The organism is Roseovarius sp. THAF27, assembly GCF_009363655.1.
Taxonomy (GTDB): domain Bacteria; phylum Pseudomonadota; class Alphaproteobacteria; order Rhodobacterales; family Rhodobacteraceae; genus Roseovarius.
The window spans coordinates 878,611-894,945 of record NZ_CP045393.1 but is presented as its reverse complement, the minus strand read 5'-3'; the positions used below and the strand labels follow the sequence as shown (position 1 = coordinate 894,945).

14 protein-coding genes are annotated in these 16,335 nt (G+C 64.7%); 6 read left to right on the top strand and 8 right to left on the bottom strand.

Going from position 1 to position 16,335, the window contains the following annotated elements; genetic code table 11:
* Positions 1 to 23: 23 nt before the first annotated feature.
* Together FIU89_RS04550 and FIU89_RS04545 are read right to left on the bottom strand one after the other, a co-directional pair.
* Positions 24 to 686 carry a Hint domain-containing protein gene (locus FIU89_RS04550; protein ID WP_152491494.1) on the bottom strand — a complete coding sequence of 221 codons (663 nt, stop codon included), beginning with the start codon at positions 684 to 686 and terminating at the stop codon, positions 24 to 26.
* 175 nt (positions 687 to 861) lie between these two features.
* On the bottom strand, positions 862 to 1,506 hold the full coding sequence (locus FIU89_RS04545; RefSeq protein WP_152491493.1) for a sulfotransferase family 2 domain-containing protein: 645 nt from the start codon (positions 1,504 to 1,506) through the stop codon (positions 862 to 864).
* A gap of 128 nt (positions 1,507 to 1,634) precedes the next feature.
* Between FIU89_RS04545 and FIU89_RS04540 the strand changes: the two genes are divergently transcribed.
* On the top strand, positions 1,635 to 3,257 hold the full coding sequence (locus tag FIU89_RS04540; protein ID WP_152491492.1) for an AMP-binding protein: 1,623 nt from the start codon (positions 1,635 to 1,637) through the stop codon (positions 3,255 to 3,257).
* Positions 3,258 to 3,410: 153 nt separating this feature from the next.
* Complete coding sequence (locus FIU89_RS04535; RefSeq protein ID WP_152491491.1) at positions 3,411 to 4,436, top strand: hypothetical protein; 1,026 nt, start codon at positions 3,411 to 3,413, stop codon at positions 4,434 to 4,436.
* Between the two features lie 14 nt (positions 4,437 to 4,450).
* Here the strand turns inward: FIU89_RS04535 and FIU89_RS22545 are convergent, their stop codons facing one another.
* Entirely contained in the window at positions 4,451 to 5,128 is a 678-nt protein-coding gene (locus tag FIU89_RS22545) for an SPOR domain-containing protein (protein ID WP_254701792.1), read from the bottom strand.
* 337 nt (positions 5,129 to 5,465) lie between these two features.
* Here FIU89_RS22545 and FIU89_RS22540 point away from each other — a divergent pair, with 337 nt between their 5' ends.
* On the top strand, positions 5,466 to 5,828 hold the full coding sequence (locus FIU89_RS22540; protein ID WP_254701791.1) for a hypothetical protein: 363 nt from the start codon (positions 5,466 to 5,468) through the stop codon (positions 5,826 to 5,828).
* Between the two features lie 180 nt (positions 5,829 to 6,008).
* Here the strand turns inward: FIU89_RS22540 and upp are convergent, their stop codons facing one another.
* The 4 genes from upp to FIU89_RS04510 all read right to left on the bottom strand — a co-directional run bounded on the left by upp (position 6,009) and on the right by FIU89_RS04510 (position 9,604).
* A complete protein-coding gene (upp, locus tag FIU89_RS04525; protein ID WP_152491489.1) occupies positions 6,009 to 6,641 on the bottom strand; it encodes a uracil phosphoribosyltransferase in 633 nt (210 codons plus the stop codon).
* Positions 6,642 to 6,716: 75 nt separating this feature from the next.
* Positions 6,717 to 7,904: a phosphopentomutase gene (locus FIU89_RS04520; protein WP_152491488.1), complete on the bottom strand. Its 1,188-nt coding sequence runs from the start codon at positions 7,902 to 7,904 to the stop codon at positions 6,717 to 6,719.
* A complete protein-coding gene (locus FIU89_RS04515; RefSeq protein WP_152491487.1) occupies positions 7,901 to 9,208 on the bottom strand; it encodes a thymidine phosphorylase in 1,308 nt (435 codons plus the stop codon). The genes FIU89_RS04520 and FIU89_RS04515 overlap by 4 nt, the downstream gene beginning before the upstream one ends.
* Positions 9,209 to 9,211: 3 nt before the next feature.
* The gene (locus FIU89_RS04510) at positions 9,212 to 9,604 is read right to left on the bottom strand and encodes a cytidine deaminase (protein ID WP_152491486.1); all 393 of its coding nucleotides are present in this window, start codon (positions 9,602 to 9,604) and stop codon (positions 9,212 to 9,214) included.
* 156 nt (positions 9,605 to 9,760) lie between these two features.
* On the opposite strand from FIU89_RS04510, the gene FIU89_RS04505 reads away from it, so the two are divergent.
* Positions 9,761 to 12,040: an NADP-dependent malic enzyme gene (locus FIU89_RS04505; protein WP_152491485.1), complete on the top strand. Its 2,280-nt coding sequence runs from the start codon at positions 9,761 to 9,763 to the stop codon at positions 12,038 to 12,040.
* Between the two features lie 122 nt (positions 12,041 to 12,162).
* Entirely contained in the window at positions 12,163 to 14,052 is a 1,890-nt protein-coding gene (gene prpE / locus FIU89_RS04500) for a propionate-CoA ligase PrpE (RefSeq protein ID WP_152491484.1), read from the top strand.
* Between the two features lie 3 nt (positions 14,053 to 14,055).
* Here the strand turns inward: prpE and FIU89_RS04495 are convergent, their stop codons facing one another.
* On the bottom strand, positions 14,056 to 14,823 hold the full coding sequence (locus tag FIU89_RS04495) for an NAD kinase (RefSeq protein WP_152491483.1): 768 nt from the start codon (positions 14,821 to 14,823) through the stop codon (positions 14,056 to 14,058).
* A gap of 161 nt (positions 14,824 to 14,984) precedes the next feature.
* Between FIU89_RS04495 and glyA the strand changes: the two genes are divergently transcribed.
* Positions 14,985 to 16,292 carry a serine hydroxymethyltransferase gene (gene glyA / locus FIU89_RS04490; protein ID WP_152491482.1) on the top strand — a complete coding sequence of 436 codons (1,308 nt, stop codon included), beginning with the start codon at positions 14,985 to 14,987 and terminating at the stop codon, positions 16,290 to 16,292.
* Positions 16,293 to 16,335 lie beyond the last annotated feature (43 nt).

The window sequence follows — 16,335 nt, the reverse complement described above, 5'->3', positions numbered from 1 at the left end:
TTCCGGTGGGATAACCTGCGCCGCTACGCCGGAGCGGCCGCCGCCCAGATGTCCTTGGGTGAGTTACAGCAGGCCGCGGCAATCTCTTCCTCGATCTGCACGGCCAAGAACCGCGCCTCGTCCATCGACAGGATGGAGTAGAACGGGCGGGCCTCTTCGGCGAAGGCCGCATCGACCATGTCGGCAAAGGCGGGGCAGAAAAGCAGCGCCCCGTTTTCCGCGAACACCACCTGATCGGCGGCGAAATGCAGAACCACGATGTTCACGTCGCCCTCGGGCGGCGTGCGGGCGACGCCATAAAGCCCCTCGATCGCTTCGGCGGGCATCAGGGTGAAGGGATCACCGTAAAGGTTCTCTGCCGCGTCGCTTTCCACCATGATGTTCTGCCCCGGCAGCACATGCATCACCTCGCGGTTGCCCAACGCACCGGCCGGGACCTCGAGCGGCCAGAACTGGCGCGGGCAATTGTCCTGCCCGCTCCACAAACGGACGCGGCTTACTTTCGTGATCGTCTGAAGCCCACCATCGAAAGTCAGCACCTTGTCGCCTTCGGCAATCGCCTCGACGGGGCGCCAGCCCATGCCCGTCGCCACTTTCGTGCCGGAAATCAGCCCTGATTTGACGGCGGATGCATCCGCATTGCCATAGCTTTCGCGCGTCCCGACCGTGGAATTCCATCCGAACATTGACCATTTCCCCTCTTGTGCCGTTGGCAGACGGCGTCAGCAGACAAGATTCATGTGGCGTGATTCTCAGGACGCTGCTTGGTCGGAAAAGTGTCACGAATAGGGCATTGTTTCCGGCGCGAGGCCATTCGCAACAGTTTCCGAAAACAAGGCTAAAATCTGAAACGAAATCGGTTCAAAATCGGTAACCGAACCTTTCGATGTCACGTGCGCACATCCGGCTCACCAGTTCGGCATCGGCCTCGGTATAGTATTCGCGGTAGTCGGCGGATCGGGCCGAACGATTTTCATGCGGCAAGGCAAGCCGGAATCCCAGATGCTGCCACAAGGGCTCCGCATCGGTCTCGAAATGCTCCAGTCGGATGAAAAGCGTCGCACGTTCCGCACCATTTGCCAGACGCATGTAGCTTGCATAATCCGCGGCCCGGATCGAGGCCTGCATGTCCGGCGCGTTCAGAAACCCGCTGAAATCGGTGGCTTTGGCGCGGGCGACCGCCCGGTGATCGAAGTCTTGCACCCGCAGCCAGTGGTAATAGCTGACCATCCTGTCCCAAGGGTTACGCACCAGCGTAAATGAAAAAGCCGATGCCACGAAGTCGCGCGTCACCAGCCCGTCGATATCCGCCAGGGTGGAATGTTTCCACAAGCGGCCCGCGCTCTTCACATCCTTGATCCGTCTCCGCCGCTTTCTGGCTTTCGGGGTGTCGCCGATCAGGATGTCATCCCGCATCGTGCGCCCCTCCAGCGCCAGCGCCAGCGACGTGCCGCCCGTCTTGGGGATATGCACGAAGATATAGTTCCGACCGGGAGAGATGATCATGCCGCAACGCTAGGCGATCGCGCAGGACTTGGAAAGATTGCCCCGTGCACGAAACGGCTTTGCGTTCGGCATGGAAATACGCGATACCTCCTGCCGATCAGACTGTATGCGCCACAAGGGAGCCTGACATGGGTTGGATGAAGGATGAGACCGGCCTCGAAAAGCATCACGCGAACTACGTCCCGCTGACACCCCTGTCGCATCTGCGGCGCGCGTCCCATGTGTTCGCCGATCACGAAGCGCTGGTCTACGGCAGTTTCAGAAAGACCTACGCCCAGTACTACGAGCGCGTGACCCGCCTTGCCTCCGCCCTGCAGAAGATCGGCGTCGAACCCGGCGACGTGGTGGCGACAATCCTGCCGAACATCCCCGCCCATGCCGAGGCGCATTTCGGCGTGCCGGCCTGCGGGGCCGTGCTGAACGCCATCAACACCCGGGTCGAGGCCGACACCATCGCCTATATTCTCGATCACGGCGAGGCGAAGGTGGTGCTGGTCGATCCGCAATTCCTGTCCACCACGCTCGAGGCGATCGACAAGATGGACGGACCCGCGCCAAAGATCATCGAGGTGCCTGATGATGAGGCCGGCGTGAAACCCTATGGCGATCACCAGCTCTACGAGGATTTCCTTGAAACCGGCGATCCCGACTTCCGGTGGACTATGCCCGAGGATGAATGGGAAAGCCTCGCGCTGAACTATACTTCCGGCACCACCGGGCGGCCCAAGGGCGTGGTCTACAGCCATCGCGGTGCCTACCTTCTGACCATGGGCACCGCGGTGACGTGGCCCCTGCCCCGCCACGCGCGTTACCTGACCATCGTGCCTTTGTTTCACTGCAACAACTGGAACCACACCTGGGCCATACCGATGATCGGCGGCACCGTGGTGTGCTGCCGCGACATCACCGCGGCCAATATCTATAACGCCATCGCGGACGAAGGTGTCACCCATTTCGGCGCCGCGCCCATCGTGCTGAACATGATCGTCAACGCCAAGGATGCCGAGCGGCGCGAGTTCGACCATGCGGTCAGCGTGTTCACCGCCGGCGCGCCGCCCCCCGCCGCCACGCTACGTGCCATCGAGCCGCTGGGCTTTGACGTGACGCAGGTCTACGGCCTGACCGAAACCTATGGCCACGTCACCGAATGCATGTGGCACAGCCGGTGGGACGACCTGCCCGACGACGAACGCTATGCCATCAAGGCCCGCACCGGGATCCTGATGCCCTTCATGGACGACATCACCGCGCTCGATCCCGAGACCATGGAACAGGTTCCGATGGATGGCGAGACGCAGGGCGAGGTCATGATCCGCGGCAACGCGGTGATGAAAGGCTATCTCAAGAACCCCAAAGCCACCGAGGACTCCTTCCGCGGCGGATACTTCCATTCCGGCGATATCGCCTACCAGCATGACGACGGCTACCTGAAGATCGCCGACCGGGCCAAGGACATCATCATCTCGGGCGGCGAGAACATCAGCTCGGTCGAGGTCGAAGGCGCGCTTATGATGCATCCGGCCGTGCTGCTCTGCGCGGTGGTGGCCATGCCCGACGAGAAATGGGGCGAGGTGCCCTGCGCCTTCGTCGAGATCAAGGAAAGCGCCACGGTGACCGAGGACGACCTGATCGCCTTCTGCCGCGAACGGCTGGCGGGCTTCAAGTGCCCCAAGAAGATCGTGTTCGAGGAATTGCCCAAGACATCGACCGGCAAGATCCAGAAATTCGAACTGCGCAAGGCGTTCAAATAGAACCGTCCGCCTTTGCACCGGGCCTCGCGCCCCCGCCGGCTTCGGTTGGGCGCAACGCACCTCGATCGCAGTGTCATCGGCAATTGCCCGCTTGCGTATCGCCGTGATATGCTCGACCAACCGCGTTAACGAGGCAGAGCAGGCCCACGCGACATGACGGCGCTGAGCGAATATGAACGGCTGGAGGCTTCCGGCATTTGGCGGGCCTCCCCGGACTCGCAGCGCGTCGATGTGTACGTGTCGTTGGGTGACGCGACGCTCACGATCCTGGATCGCCGGGAACAACCGTTGACCCACTGGTCGCTCGCCGCGATATCGCGGGTGAACCCAGGCAAGCGCCCCGCTCTCTATCATCCCGACGGCGACCCCGGCGAGGTGCTCGAACTGGGTGACGATGCCGTCGAGGTGATCGACGCCATCGAGAAGCTCCGCGCGGCCGTCGAACGCGCGCGACCGCATCCGGGGCGCCTTCGCCTAGTGATCTTCCTGGGAAGTCTCGCGGCCGTCGGGGCGCTGGCGACCCTGTGGCTCCCTGGTGCGGTACGAGAGCACGCCACACGGGTCCTGCCCGACGTGAAGCGCGAGGATATCGGCCAATCCCTGCGGCGTCACATCGAACGGGTCACCGGCCCGCCCTGCAACGGGCCCGAGGGCCGTGGCGCTCTTGCGGAACTGGCCAGGCGGTTGCCCGCAGAGGATGATCCCGGCACGCTCGACGTGATGCGCAACGGCGTGAAAGGGGCCGTCGCCCTGCCCGGCAAGACGATCCTCCTGGGGCGCAGCCTCGTCGAGGATTACGAAGAACCGGACGTGCTTGCGGGCTATATCGTCGCGCAGCGCCTGCGGGCCAGCCTGTACGACCCGATTGACGACCTGCTGCAATTCGCCGGCACCTGGGACAGTATCCGCCTTCTGACCACCGGCGAACTGCCCGAAGAGGTTCTGGCCGACTACGCTCAGCACCTGCTGACCCGTGCGCAGGCGCCGCTGCCGGACGAAACCATGCTGAACGGCTTTCGGGCCTGGTCCGTGCGATCCACGCCCTATGCCTATGCCGTCGATGTCACCGGAGAAAGCACCCTAGGCCTGATCGAGGCCGATCCCTTCGCGACCGAAGTGCCCCCCCCGATCCTCAGCGACGCGGACTGGCTGCGGCTTCAGGGCATCTGCGGCGGGTGAGGCCGCAGAATGCGTTACTTGCGGTAATAGGCGTTCGGGTATCCCGCGCGGCGTACCGCCTGCATCCCCGATTGAAGCTGTGACTGCGTGCCGAATGGCCCGACTACGACCGACGTATACGACTGGCCGTTGTGGGTGGTCTTGCCCATCCGCGCGGGCAAGCCTGCATTGGCAAGGCGCTGTGCGGCACTCCTGGCGAGGCCCGGCTTGCTGAAGATACCGACCTGCACGTAACGGTGGCTGGCCGCCTTGGCCGCGGGCTTCGGTGCTGCCGACCGGGTCGAGATCGTCGGCTTGACCGCCTCGGCGCGCGGCGCGTCACTGGTCACGTTGCGCGTGCGCTTGACCGACCGTACACGACCGTCACGGCTGCGCACGACGGTGATCGGATCCGGCACCATCTCGCCGCGGGTGGCGACGATGACACCGGCGGCCCGCTGCTGTTCAAAACTTGTGTAGGGGTACTGAAGCCCGGGATACTTGTGCGTCACCTCGCGCCCCGTCCAGCGGTCGATCAGGCGGCGCGGCACGGTCTTGGTCCAGGCCACCTCCATCTGCGCTTTGCCGGCAAATGTCTGGTGCGCCCGTTGCGGGTTCAGCCGGTCATCCTCCCAGACGGGCTGATATCCTTCGGGAACAAATACGCCGCGGGTGCTGCTGATCTGGCGCTCGTAGACGTGCTTCGGGGCCACGCGGACGGCCTGCGCGTGAACGACAGGGGAGTGAACGACGGGGGAGCGAACGACAGGGGCCGCCTGAGGGCTATGGCTCCTCGCGGTATGGATCACCTGCGCGGGCGCCGTGCTTGTCACACGGATTGCAGTACCGCTTCCGGAGCCGCCGGAAATGACGTTCGCGTGGGGCGAGGTTTGCGGCCCGCAGCGTACGGCAAGATTGCCCTTTTTCTGCAAGTAGCGTTGCGACACCGCGCTGGCGCCCTGACATGCAGGCTGATTGCGTACTACCCGCTCGGTCTTCGTGACTCGCTTCGGTGCGGGCTTCGGAGCCGCGGCCGCCTGGGGCGTCACCTTGACCACCTTGGGCGAAACCGCGGACGCGGTCGAGCTGGCGGCCGGTTGGGTGGACGGCACTTTGCGTGTGACAATTTTCTTAGTGGTCGTTTTCGCACCGGCCGTGGTCGTGCGTTTCGGCGTCTGTGCCGGTTTCGCCGCGGCGGTCGCCTGCTGCGGCACCGTGATGACTTCGGGCTGTTGCGCGGCTTGTGGCCTCGCGGCCGGAGCGGCCGACGCCGTGGCGGTTGTCGTCGAGGGTTTGAACCCGCAGATCACCTTCCGCCCGCGTGTGACGCGCGGCACCCACGTGGTCTGCCCGTCGATTCCCGCGCGGATGAAAACGCATCCGCGGCTGTCCACATATTGCCGCCCGGTATAGCTTTCTGGCGGAAACTCCGCCGGAACTCTCGCACCGGAATCACTCTGTGCCACGGCTCCGCCGTGCGCGACAGTGGTGGCGATTGCAGCTATCGCCAGAACACGCGTCAGTCTCATTTTGCCCCCAAGACAGCTGGAGCAAGATTGCCTGATTATTGTTCGTGAGTAAACAGTCTTTAGCCTATTTGGTGCCGAACATGCGGTCGCCCGCATCACCTAGCCCCGGCAGGATATACCCGATGTCATTCAGCCGCTCGTCAAGGGCCGCCGTCATGATCGGGACATCGGGATGCGCCTGCTTCATCCGGGCCACGCCTTCGGGTGCGGCCAGCAGGCAGAGAAACCGGATATCCGTGGCGCCCGCTTCCTTCACCATGTCGACCGCCGCGGCAGAGGAATTGCCGGTGGCCAGCATCGGGTCCACCAGGATCGTCAGCCGCTTGCCGAGTTGCTCCGGCACCTTGAAATAGTACTTCACGGGCTTCAGCGTGTCTTCGTCCCGGTAAAGCCCGACAAATCCGACCCGCGCCGAGGGGATCAGTTCCAGCATCCCGTCCAGCAGGCCGTTGCCCGCCCGCAGGATGGAGATCAGCGCCAGCTTGCGCCCCGCAAGGACCGGCGCGTCCATTTCCTGCAGCGGTGTCTCGATGGTCTGGGTGGTCATCTTCAACTCACGCGTGACCTCATACGCCAGTAGTTGGCTGATCTCCCGCAGCAGCTGGCGAAACACGGCCGTGGGCGTGTGCTTGTCCCGCATCAGCGTCAGTTTATGCTGCACCAGCGGATGGGTGACGACGGTCAGATGATCTTGCATTTCGGCTCCGTTTGGCAGGGCTGGTCAGGGCTGACCCGTTATTTCCAGAAAAACCGGCAAAGGGCAACGCAGAGCTCAAGGCAGGAACGACCGCCCCGGCCCGTGCTGCCTCAGCCCCAGATGGGCCGCGACGCTGGCCGCCACATCGACGAAATCGACCAGGCCCGCCTTGTGCGCGCCGACGCCCGCCGCGAGGACCGGCACGCGTTCGCGGGTGTGATCGGTGCCGGGCCATGTCGGATCGTTGCCATGATCGGCGGTGATCAGCATCAGGTCCGCGGGCCGCATCGCGACAAGACACGCACCAATGCCCGCGTCGAACCGCTCCAGCGCCTGCGCGTATCCCTCGACATCGCGCCGATGGCCGTACTTGCTGTCGAACTCCACGAAATTGGCGAATGTCAGGCTGCCGTCGTCCGCCTCGCGCACGGCCTTTTGCAAGGCGCTCATCAATGCCGCGTCACTTCCGGTGACGACATCGTCGATCCCCTGCATGGAAAAGATATCGCCGATCTTGCCGATGGCATGCACATTGCGCCCATCCTGGCTGGCCCAATCGCACAGCGTCGGCCGGGGCGGCGGCATTGCGAAATCCTTGCGGTTGGTGGTGCGCTCGAACCCGTCGGCTTCGGACCCCACGAACGGCCGCGCGATCACGCGGCCCACGCCCATCTCGTGCAAGAGCGGCGCAAGGGTCCGGCACAGCGCAAGCAGGCGTTTCAGCCCGAAGCGCTCTTCGTGTGCGGCGATCTGGAAAACGCTGTCGATGGAGGTATAGCAGATGGGCCAGCCCGTGCGCATGTGCTCGGCCCCCAGCGCCTGAAGGATCTCGGTGCCCGAGGCATGACAATTCCCGAGTATCCCCTCGACCCCGCAGGCGGCCTTTACCGCGTCTGTCAACGTTTCGGGAAAGGCCGGCACGGTCTTGGGAAAGACGTGCCACGCGAACGGCACGGGCAGCCCGGCCAACTCCCAATGCCCGGTCGGCGTGTCCTTGCCCGGCGAGGATGCCTCTGCCGCCCCCCATAGCCCCTCGGGTGCCGCACCCAGGCCCGGCGCATCTTCACCAGAGGCCAGCCTCACCGCCGCGCCCAGGCCCAATCGGTCCAGGTTGGGCAGATGCAGGCCGCCTGGCCTCGCCTGCGCGATATGCGCCACTGTATTCGCCCCGGTATCGGGCACCGCCCCGTTGAAGAACCTGTCCGCATCCGGGGCACCGCCTATGCCGACGGAATCCATCACCACCAGGAACGCGCGACTCATGGCCCGACGCGCTCGATCACAAGCGGTTTCTCCGCCGGCGCAGCGGCTTCGATATCAATGGCGTCGCGCACGATGGCCTCGGCGGCGTCGGCATGGCCCGTGCGGCTGGCATGTATGCGCATCAAGGGCTGCCCCGGCGCGACCTCGGCCCCCAGCGGCAGAATATCCGAAAGGCCCACCGCAGGGTCGATTCGGTCCGTCTCTACCTGCCGACCGCCGCCCAGAGCGATGACCGCGCGGCCCAGCGCGGTGCCATCGATGCTCGCGACAAAGCCGGCGGCCTGCGCCGGGACTTCCCGGATGATCGTGGCCTCCGGCAAGAACCGCGCCCAGCTGTCGACGAATTGCGTCGGTCCGCCCAAGGCCCGCAGCATCCGGCCGAACACCTCTGCCGCCTGCCCGTTTCTCAGCACCTGCAGGATCTGCCGCGCCCCGTCCGCCGCGGTGTCGCACAGCCCGCCCTGGTACAGCGCTTCGCCCCCCAGATAGCAGGTCAGTTTCTCCAGGCGCCCTTCGGCCTTGCCGGTCAGCACGCGCATGGCTTCGGCCACTTCCAGCGCATTGCCCGCCGAGGCCGCCAAAGGTTGATCCATGTCGGTGACAAGCGCGCTGCACCGGCAGCCCGCCGCGTTCGCCGTTTCCACCAGCGACGTGGCCAGGGCGCGGGCCGCTTGCAGATCCTTCATGAAGGCGCCCGAGCCCTGCTTGACGTCCAGCACCAGCCCGGTCAGCCCCGCCGCCAGTTTCTTGGACAGGATCGAGGCGGTGATCAGATCGATGCTTTCGACGGTGGCCGAGACATCCCGCACCGCGTAAAGCCGTCGGTCCGCAGGCGCGATATCCGCACTGGCCGCGGCGATCACGACACCGACCTCCTGAACGATTTTCTGCAACCGCGCCGTCTCCAGCTCGGTGCTGACACCCGGGATGGCTTCAAGCTTGTCCAGGGTCCCTCCCGTATGCCCCAGCCCGCGGCCGGAAATCATCGGCACCGCGGCGCCGCAGGCCGACAGCGCCGGCGCAAGGACGAGGCTGATGCAATCGCCGATCCCGCCGGTCGAGTGCTTGTCCAGAATGGGCCGGTCGGTGGACCAGCGCAGGATCCGTCCGCTGTCGCGCATCGACAGCGTCAGGGCGCGGCGGCTTTCGGGCGCAAGCGACTTCAGCAAGACCGCCATGGCAAAGGCCCCGGCCTGCGCGTCGCTCACTCCGCCATCGGCCAGCCCCTTCACGAAGCCCCCGAGGGCCGCGTCGGACACCGCGTTCCCATCGCGTATCGCCGCTATGACACTGCGCGTCTCCAACGGTCAGCCGTTGACCATGTGATGCGTTGCAAAGGCCCCGGGCAACAGCTCTTTCAGGGTCCGCGTGACCGTGGCACCGCCCAGCGTGGCCATCGTGACCGGCATGTCGCCGTCGCCGAATTCCGCCAGTTTCTGCCGGCATCCGCCACAGGGCGTCACCGGCTCGGGGCTGTCGGCGATGACCACGATCTCGGCAATGCGGGCCTCGCCCGCCGCGACCATCGCCGCGATGGCCCCGGCTTCGGCGCAGGTGCCTTCGGGATAGGCCACGTTTTCGACATTGCAGCCGGTAAAGACGCGACCGGACGTTGTTTTCAGAGCCGCGCCGACCTTGAAGCCCGAATAGGGCGCATAGGCATTGTCCCGAACGCGCTGCGCCTCTTCCAGCAAACTCATCCCGCCTCCCGGCTTCCTGCCAATGTCGTCGCCGTTTAAAGATTGCGTCGCCACGCTTCGATATGCAAGCTAACTGTGACCCGGCACGATCAGGGGTGGCACATCCACCAAATCCAATATAGTTTAGCCTTAAACTAATTTTCGCAGAGGGACCTCATGGCTGACAACGCGAACGAAACCCTGCGCCAGGCGGCACTGACCTATCACGAGTTTCCCAAGCCCGGCAAACTCGAGATCCGGGCGACGAAACCCTTGGCCAACGGTCGTGACCTCGCCCGCGCCTACTCGCCCGGCGTCGCCGAAGCCTGCCTCGAGATCAAGGCCAACCCTGCCGACGCCAGCCGCTACACCAGCCGCGCCAACCAGGTCGCCGTGGTCACCAACGGCACCGCCGTTCTGGGCCTTGGCAATATCGGCGCGCTGGCCGCCAAGCCGGTGATGGAGGGCAAGGCGGTCCTGTTCAAGAAATTCGCCAACATCGACTGTTTCGACATCGAGCTGAACGAGCAGGATCCCGAGAAACTGGCCGAGATCGTCTGCGCGCTGGAACCCACCTTCGGCGCAATCAACCTCGAGGATATCAAGGCGCCCGACTGTTTCATCGTCGAGAAGATCTGCCGCGAACGCATGAACATCCCCGTTTTCCACGACGACCAGCACGGCACCGCCATCGTCGTCGGCGCCGCGGCCACGAACGCGCTGCATGTCGCCGGCAAATCCTTCGAGGACATCAAGATCGTCTCGACCGGCGGCGGGGCCGCAGGCATCGCCTGCCTCAACCTGCTGCTGAAGCTGGGCGTAAAGCGCGAAAATGTCTGGCTCTGCGATATCCACGGCCTTGTCTACGAGGGTCGCGCCGAGGATATGAACCCGCAAAAGGCCGCCTTTGCGCAAAAGACCGACCTGCGCACGCTTGACGACGTGGTCGATGGCGCTGACCTTTTCCTCGGTCTCTCCGGCGCGGGCGTGCTGAAGCCCGAACATGTCGCCCGGATGTCGGAGCGCCCGATCATCCTGGCTCTGGCCAACCCGATGCCGGAAATCATGCCCGACGAGGTGCGCAAGGTCGCCCCCAAGGCAATCATCGCCACGGGGCGCAGCGACTTTCCGAACCAGGTCAACAACGTGCTTTGTTTCCCGTTCATCTTCCGTGGCGCGCTCGACGTGGGCGCGACGGACATCAACGACGCCATGCAGATTGCCTGCGTCGAGGCCATCGCCGAGCTGGCCCGCGCCACTACGTCGGCCGAGGCCGCCGCCGCCTACCAGGGCGAGCCGATGAATTTCGGCCCCGAGTACCTGATCCCGAAACCCTTCGATCCGCGCCTGTCCAGCGTTGTGCCCACCGCCGTGGCCAAGGCCGCGATGGAGTCGGGCGTTGCTGCGCGTCCCATCGAGGATCTGAACGCCTACGCGGCCAATCTTCAGGCGTCGGTCTTCAAGTCAGCCCTGCTGATGCGCCCGGTCTTCGAGGCGGCGGCCACCGCCGCACGCCGGATCGTTTTTGCCGAGGGCGAGGACGAGCGCGTGCTGCGCGCGGCCCAGGCGATCCTGGAGGAAACGACCGAGCTGCCAATCCTGATCGGCCGCCCAGACGTGATCGCCGCCCGGTGCGAGCGCATCGGTCTGGAAATCCGCCCCGACAAGGACTTCAGCATCGTGAACCCGGAACGAGACCACCGGTATCGCGACTATTGGGCCACCTATCATGACATCATGAAACGCCGCGGTGTCACGCCCGACCTCGCCAAGGCGATCATGCGCACCAATACCACCGCGATCGGCGCGATCATGGTCTACCGCGAGGAAGCGGATTCGCTCATCTGCGGCACGTTCGGCGAGTACCGCTGGCACCTGAATTACGTGAACCAGGTTCTGGGCGACGCCGAGCATCACCCGCACGGCGCACTGTCGATGATGATCCTCGAGGACGGCCCGCTGTTCATCGCCGACACCCATGTGCGCATCCGGCCCACGCCCGAGGAACTGGCAGAAACCGCCATCGGCGCGGCCCGCCACGTCAAGCGGTTCGGCCTCGTGCCCAGCGTCGCTTTCTGCTCGCAATCCCAATTCGGCAACCAGGGCAGCGATTCCGGCAACCGCCTGCGCGAGGCGCTTCAGATCCTCGACCGCGAGCCGCGCAACTTCTGCTACGAGGGCGAGATGAACCTCGATGCCGCGCTCGATCCCGACCTGCGCCAGCGTCTCCTGCCGGACAATCGCATGGAGGGCGCCGCCAACGTGCTGCTCTTCTCCAACGGTGACACCGCCTCGGGCGTGCGCAACATCCTGAAAATGAAGGCCGGCGGGCTGGAAGTCGGGCCGATCCTGATGGGGATGGGGAACCGGGCGCATATCGTGACGCCTTCGATCACGGCGCGCGGATTACTCAACATGGCCGCCATCGCCGGCACCCCGGTGGCCCATTACGGCTGACGCAGCTGGGATATTCCCTTCCCCCGGCGGCTTGCGGTATTGTGCCACGGGCCGCCCGGACGCTCTTGTTCTGGCGCATTGCCCTGGCGTAAACGAAGCGCGAGGACCGTGGAGGGGATACAATGGCATACAAGGACGTCTACGAAAGCTGGAAGAAAGATCCCGAAGGCTTCTGGATGCAGGCCGCCGAGGCCATCGACTGGGACGAAAAGCCCACCAAGGCGCTTTTTGACGCCGAGGCCCCCCACTATGAATGGTACAGCGACGGCAAGGTGAACGGCTGTTTCAACGCTGTCGACCGCCATGTCGCGGCGGGTCGCGGCGAGCAGGTGGCGATCATCCATGACAGCCCGATCACGGACAGTATTACCCGGATCACCTATGCGGAACTGAAGGACCGGGTTGCCAGCCTCGCGGGCGCCCTCCGGGCCAGGGGCGTCGAAAAGGGCGACCGCGTCATCATCTACATGCCCATGGTCCCCGAGGCGCTCGAGGCGATGCTGGCCTGCGCCCGGATCGGGGCGATCCACTCGGTCGTTTTCGGCGGCTTCGCGGCGCATGAACTGGCCGTGCGGATCGACGACGCGACGCCCAAATGCATCATCGCCGCCTCCTGCGGGCTGGAACCGGGCCGCGTTGTCCACTACAAGCCCCTGCTCGACGGCGCGGTGGATCAAGCCACGCACAAGCCCGATTTCTGCGTGATCTTTCAGAGGGAACAGGAGACAGCCACCCTCACCGAGGGCCGCGACGTCGACTGGCACGATTTCCAGAAAGGCACCGAACCCGCAGACTGCGTGCCGGTCGAGGGCAATCACCCCGCCTATATCCTCTATACCTCCGGCACCACCGGCGCGCCCAAGGGCGTCGTCCGCGCCACGGGCGGTCACCTGGTGGCGCTGAACTGGAGCATGAAGAACATCTACAACGTCGATCCCGGCGACGTCTTCTGGGCCGCGTCCGACGTCGGCTGGGTCGTGGGCCACAGCTATATCTGCTACGCCCCGCTGGTTCACGGCAACACCACCATCGTCTTCGAGGGCAAGCCCGTAGGCACACCGGACGCGGGCACGTTCTGGCGCGTGATCGAACAGCACAAGGTGAAGTCCTTCTTCACCGCGCCCACGGCCTTCCGCGCCGTCAAGCGCGAGGACCCGCATGGCGAGTACCTGAAGAAATACGATCTTTCAAATCTCAATGCGATCTACCTCGCGGGCGAACGTGCCGATCCCGACACCATCGAGTGGACGCAAAAGATGACCGGGAAGCCGGTCTATGACCACTGGTGGCAAACCGAAACCGGCTGGACCATCGCCGGTATGCCCGCGGGGATCGAGGCGCTGCCGGTCAAGATCGGCTCGCCGACCGTGGCGATGCCCGGCTACGACATCCAGATCCTCGACGATGGCGGCCACCCGGTAACCTCCGGCACGCTGGGCGCCATCGCGATCAAGCTGCCCCTGCCCCCCGGCACCCTGCCCACGCTCTGGAATGCCGAGGACCGCTTTCGCAAAAGCTATCTCGACCATTTCCCCGGCTATTACGAGACCGGCGATGCCGGGATGGTCGACGAAGACGGCTATGTCTGGATCATGGCGCGCACCGATGACGTGATCAACGTCGCGGGCCACCGCCTGTCCACCGGCGGCATGGAAGAAGTGCTGGCCAGCCATCCCGACGTGGCCGAATGCGCGGTGATCGGCGTCAGCGACGAACTCAAGGGGCAACTGCCCGTCGGCTTCGTCTGCCTGACCAAAGGCGTCGACCGCCCACACGAGGAAATCACCGCCGAATGCGTCAAGCTGGTGCGCGACCAGATCGGCCCCGTCGCCGCCTTCAAGCTGGCCGTGGTCGTGGACCGCCTGCCCAAGACCCGCTCGGGCAAGATCCTGCGCGCTACCATGGTCAAGATCGCCGACAGCCAGGACTTCAAGATGCCCGCGACCATCGACGATCCGGCCATCCTGGACGAGATCCGCGACGCGCTGCAAACCCTCGGCCTGGCGAAGTAGGGCTTAGCTGAACTGCTCCCGCAGCAGCCGCTCTTCCAGCCCGTGCCCTGGATCGAACAATATCCGGTGCTGAATGGTCGGATCGGACCGCACCTCGACCGACAGGACATCCGGGATCGAGCCGCTGTCCGCATCCGCCATCACCGGCCGCTTGCCGGGGTCCAGCACATCGAACCGCACCTGCGCGTTCATCGGCAACAGCGCCCCGCGCCACCGCCGGGGCCGGAACGCCGCCACCGCCGTCAGCGCCAGCACATCCGAGCCAATGGGCAGGATCGGCCCGTGCGCGCTGTAATTATAGGCCGTCGACCCGGCGGGCGTGGCCAGCAGGCACCCGTCGCAGATCAGCTCTTCCAGCCGCAACCGCCCATCCACCGTGATCCGCAGCTTGGCCGCTTGCGGCCCCGCCCGCAACAGCGACACCTCGTTGATCGCCAGCGCCTCGTGCGTTTGCCCGTCCTTGTCGGTGGCCGACATGAACAGCGGATTGATAACCTCCTCCTCGGCCTCGTCCAGCCTCTCCAGCAGGTCCGATTCGCTGTATTCGTTCATCAGGAAGCCCACCGTGCCGCGATTCATCCCGTAGACCGGCTTGCCCAGCTTCTGGACATCGTGCAGCGTCTCAAGCATGAACCCGTCGCCACCAAGCGCCACGATCACATCGGCGTCCTCGGGCTCGACATGCTCGAACCGCTTGGCCAGCCTGTCCCGCGCGGTCTGCGCGACGGACACGCGGCTGGCGACAAAGGCGATTTTCTGCGGATTGCCCATTTTGGCTACCTTGATTTGTTCTGGATGTTGATCGAAGCATAATTCGCGCCTTCGTACCAGCGATGCCGGTTCGCGGGCGACATGTGTCGCATTACCGCCTTTCAAAAAGACGGTGTTTCCGATACGAAATCGCTTGGCTCGCAATGTGGAGGACACCAACAATGGCGCATGACGGAAATCAAGATTTTGTTTCAGAAGGCTTTTTCACGGAATCGCTGGCGTCTCGCGACCCCGATATCGCCGAGGCCGTCAAGAAAGAGCTTGGTCGCCAACGCGACGAGATCGAACTGATTGCATCGGAAAACATCGTCTCTGCCGCCGTGATGGAAGCGCAAGGCAGCGTGATGACCAACAAATACGCCGAAGGCTATGCCGGCCGGCGCTACTATGGCGGCTGCCAGTTCGTCGACATCGCCGAGAACCTGGCCATCGAGCGCGCCTGCAAGCTCTTCGACTGCGGCTTTGCCAACGTGCAGCCCAACTCCGGCAGCCAGGCCAACCAGGGCGTGTTCACCGCCCTGCTGCAACCCGGCGACACCATCCTGGGCATGAGCCTGGACGCCGGCGGTCACCTGACCCACGGCGCCGCCCCCAACCAGTCGGGCAAGTGGTTCAACGCCGTGCAATACGGCGTGCGCAAGGAAGACAACCTGATCGACTACGACCAGGTCGAGGCGTTGGCCAAGGAACACCAGCCCAAGCTGCTGATCGCCGGCGGTTCGGCCGTGCCGCGCCGGATCGACTTTGCCCGCATGCGCGAGATTGCCGACATGGTCGGCGCCTACCTGCACGTGGACATGGCCCACTTCGCCGGCCTGGTGGCCGCGGGCCTGCATCCTTCGCCCTTCCCTCATGCGCATGTCGCCACGACCACCACGCACAAGACCCTGCGCGGTCCGCGCGGCGGCATGATCCTCACCAATGACGAGGCCCTGGCGAAAAAGTTCAACTCGGCCATCTTCCCCGGCATCCAGGGCGGTCCCCTGATGCACGTGATCGCCGCCAAGGCTGTCGCCTTCGGCGAGGCGCTGCGGCCCGAGTTCAAGTCCTACATCCAGCAGGTCATCACCAACGCGCAAGCGATGAGCGACCAGTTGATCAAGGGCGGGCTCGACACCGTGACCCACGGCACCGACACCCACGTCCTGCTGGTCGACCTGCGGCCCAAGGGCGTCAAGGGCAACGCGACCGAGAAATCGCTGGGCCGTGCGCATATTACCTGCAACAAGAACGGCGTGCCTTTCGATCCCGAGAAACCCACCGTCACCAGCGGCATCCGCCTCGGCTCGCCCGCCGGCACGACCCGTGGTTTCGGCGAAACCGAATTCCGCCAGATCGCCGACTGGATCGTCGAGGTCGTCGACGGGCTTGCGGCCAATGGTGAGGATGGCAACAGCGACGCCGAGGCCGAGGTCAAGGCAGAGGTCGCGGATCTCTGCGCCCGCTTCCCGCTTTACCCGAACCTCTGATTTCGGTCTGACCGATCCTGAAACCCGCGTAAGCCATTGCTTG